The sequence below is a fragment of the Succinimonas sp. genome, from assembly GCF_045225735.1.
Lineage (GTDB): Bacteria > Pseudomonadota > Gammaproteobacteria > Enterobacterales > Succinivibrionaceae > Succinimonas.
Genome location: NZ_JBGVBR010000147.1, coordinates 1 through 3842, shown reverse-complemented (window position 1 = coordinate 3842; position 3842 = coordinate 1). Strand labels below are relative to the sequence as shown.

Below are 3842 nucleotides of genomic sequence, written 5' to 3'. Positions count from 1 at the left end.
CCAGACCGCTCTCGCCGGGGCGGAACGGATCTTCGAGATCATGGATCTTCCCCGGGAAAGCGCGGCCGGAGCAGAGGTTCCTGCCGGCGTCCGAGGGGAACTGGAGTTCCGCGGGGTAACATTTTCCTACGTTCCGGGGACTCCGGTGCTTAAGGATTTCAGTCTTCGCATCGCCCCGGGTGAAAAGGTTGCCCTGGCGGGAGCCACCGGAAGCGGAAAATCCACCCTCATCTGCCTTCTTTTGCGGTTTTACGAGCCTGATTCCGGGGTGATCCTCCTGGACGGCCGGGATATCAGAGAGTTTGCGGTAAAATCCCTCCGGAAAACTCTGGGCACCGTGCTTCAGGATACGGTGCTGTTTACTGATACCCTGAGAAGCAATCTTACCGCCGGAGCTCCGGAGATTTCGGAAGAGGAGCTTCATAAAAAGCTCCGGGAATGCGGCGCGGACGCCCTGATAGCCCGGATCCCCGGAGGTCTTGACGCGGAACTTGCCAATGCCGGTTCCCGGCTCTCCCAGGGGGAAAGACAGCTTCTTTCCGCGGCCCGGGCCTATGTGGCGGATCCTCCGGCGCTGATCCTGGACGAAGCCACCTCGAGTCTGGACACCCGCACGGAAAGGCATATTCAGGAAGCTCTTAAGACCCTCACCGGAAAACGCACCTGCCTTATCGTGGCGCATCGGCTTTCCACCATTCTGGATGCGGATCGCATCATCGTCATGGATCACGGCCGCATTGCCGAGGAAGGGCGGCACCATGATCTCATGGCCCGGGACGGGATCTACCGGAAGCTTTTCCGGAGCCAGTATGCCGGAGAGGCTACCTGATTTCGAATCATCTCTCCAGTCCCGGAGAAGATGACGCCAGAGATACCGGGAAAGGATGCTGCAAGACTGCGCTGGATTGAACCAAAAAAGGATTTTGCCATGAAAGTAAGCGGAAATACTGTCGTTTCCGGGCTTAAAGCCATGTTTAAGGAAGAGTTTGGCATCGGGGCCCGGGTATATAACGGAAGTCGCCTGGCGGAGGATTCAGCTTCTCTGGCTTCTTTCAGAAAGGGCGGCGCCGCTGAAACTGGCGACCTGGAGATCCGGAACAGCATGGAGGTCGGCGCTGCCGAAAAGCAGTTTAAAGACGCATTCGGCATTACGGTTAAGATCGAAGACAGCACGGGAAAGCTTGCTGACAAGAGCGTCAACATCGCCTCTCTCAAACCGGAAAAGGCTGAAAATGATGTGAAAGAGGCAGGCAGGGGAACGGGGAAGGCTTCCTCCCGGAAAGCATCCAGCCCAAAAATTAAGAAGGGCGGCTATGTCGAGTTCGGCAGCTATTATCAGGAAAACTCCGCTGAAAAAACTCCCATAGTCTGGCTGGTGCTGGAAACCTCCGGCTCGAGAGTGCTTCTTATCTCCCGCTCCGGACTGGACTACAGGGAATACCATCATGAAGAAGCTGACGTCACCTGGGAAAACTGCGATCTCCGGAAATGGCTGAACACCGAGTTTCTCAGGAACGCCTTTACCCCAGAGGAGCAGGAGAAGATTGCTGTAACAAAGATAGCGTCTCATGACAATGCTGAGGATGGCGCCGAGGATGGTTCCAGAGACGAAAACAGCACGGAGGATCGTGTCTTCTGCCTGAGTGCTTCAGAAGCGGAGAATCTTTTTAAAAACGCCCGGGCCAGACAATGCGTGCCAACGCTGTACGCAGATGATAAAGGAGCCAATGATTATTTTCTTACTGGCAAAGGCACTGACTGGTGGCTGCGATCGCCCGGAAGTCTCCCTAAGAGCGCCTCGGTAATCAACTGGGATGGTTCGCTATATCACGCCTGGGCAGAACATTGTCGTGCTGTGCGTCCCGTTTTATGGGCGGATCAGGATGCTTTAAAACCGGTCAGGCCTGCAGCTCCGACGAATATCAGGCACGGAGATCTGGTGAAGTTTGGCAGCTATCACCAGGAAAGCGGCAGCAGAAAAACTCCCATAGAGTGGGTAGCCCTGAAAAAGAACAAGACCGAAATCCTTCTGGTTTCCCGTTATGTTCTGGACTGCCAGCCGTACGACTATAAGCGGTCTACCTCGCCCAGGCATGTGAACTGGGAAAACTGCGATCTCCGGAAATGGCTGAACACCGAGTTTCTCAGGAACGCCTTTACCGCAGAGGAACAGGAGAAGATTGCGGTAACGAATCTTCATAACGATTTATACGGGGACTTCGGAAGATACAGCGCCGAGGATCGGGTATTTTGCCTGAGCTTTCAGGAAGCAAGCCTCACTCTGAAGAAAAGGGGCCGGAAATGCGCTCCAACACCGTATGCCGCAAATAAAGGGGCCTATATCGAGGAAGATGACGAGGACAATCTGGGCTATAGTTTGTGGTGGCTGCGGGACTCCATTCCCTGGTACGGCGCCATGTTTGTGGAATCAGACGGCTCCTCGGAAGAACATGGAGACGTCAGTTCCTTATTTGGCGTACGGCCGGCCTTATGGGTCAGCCGGAGCGGTGTAAGACCAGTCAGGCTTGAGCCAAAGCTCGAGCTCGTTAACACCGAAGACAGGAAGTCGATCCGAAAAGAACCGCCGCCGGAAATTAAGAAGGGAGACCGCGTCGAGTTTGGCAGCTATTATCAGGAGAACGGCAGCGAAAAAACTCCCATAGAGTGGATCACCCTGGACATCAGCGCCGGGAAGGCGCTTCTCATTTCCCGGTACGGACTGGACTCCGTGCCGTACCATCATGAATATACTGACATTATCTGGGAAAACTGCGACCTTCGAAAGTGGCTGAACGGGGAGTTTTTCAGGACGGCTTTTACTGGGGCAGAACAGGAAAAGATTGCGGTTACCGAGCTTCCTAATGCCGGCAGAGCCACTAATGGCTCCAGAGGAGGAAACAGCACGGAGGATCGGGTGTTTTGTCTGAGCCTTAAGGAAGCCCGGGATCTTTCCAAAGCGAAAAAGGGCCTCCGGGAGTTCCGAAAATGCGATCCCACGCCGTATGCAATTAAAAAAGGCGCCTTTGAAGACAGCACTGCCGAATATATCGAGTTCGGAAGCTGCTGCTGGTGGCTCCGGTCGCCGGGAGACAGTCAGCACATGGCAGCGTTCGTCGAAGCGAACAGATTATTTTGCCAGGAGGGGTACTGGGTCGGAAATAAAAGCTTCGCGGCGCGGCCCGCCATTTGGGTAAATCCGGATAATCTGAAAGCAATCAAGCCTGATGAATATGTCTGCTTTGGGAGCTATTACCAGGAGAACGGCAGCGAGAAAACTCCCATAGAGTGGCTGCCCCTGAAAAAATCCGGAGGACGGACGCTTCTTCTTTCCCGGTACGGACTGGACTCAAGGCCGTACCACCATGAATATACTGACATTACCTGGGAAAACTGCGATCTTCGGAAATGGCTGAACGGGGAATTTCTCATGACCGCCTTTTCTCCCGAGGAGCGGGAGAGGATTGCGGTAACGATGCTCCCCAATGACGATAATCCGCTGAACGGCGCCATTGGCGGAAACAGCACCGAGGATCGGGTGTTTTGCCTGAGCCTTGCCGAAGCCAGGAGCAGATTCAAGGTCAAAAATCCGGATAAAAATTCCCTTGGCGATGACAGCTTTCTTTTTAAGGACAGGGAGTCCCGGAAATGCATTCCTACCCTCTATGCAGCAGAAAAAAGGTACAGCAACCATTCTTATGACCTCCTTGACGGCAAACGCTGCTGCTATTGGTGGCTGCGTTCTCCGGGCATCAAGGCGTGCCGCGCATCGAGCGTATGCGCGGACGGCGAGCTCCACGCTGACGGCTGCTATGTCTTTGACCATCTCATCACCGTGCGGCCCG

General features: G+C 54.6%; 2 protein-coding genes. Both read left to right on the top strand.

What is annotated here, in order from left to right:
- Positions 1-829, top strand: an 829-nt coding sequence (locus ACJROR_RS05300; protein WP_406546184.1) for an ABC transporter ATP-binding protein, incomplete at its 5' end; no start/stop codon positions are given.
- Between the two features lie 99 nt (positions 830-928).
- Positions 929-3842, top strand: a 2914-nt coding sequence (locus tag ACJROR_RS05295; protein WP_406546183.1) for a DUF6273 domain-containing protein, incomplete at its 3' end; no start/stop codon positions are given.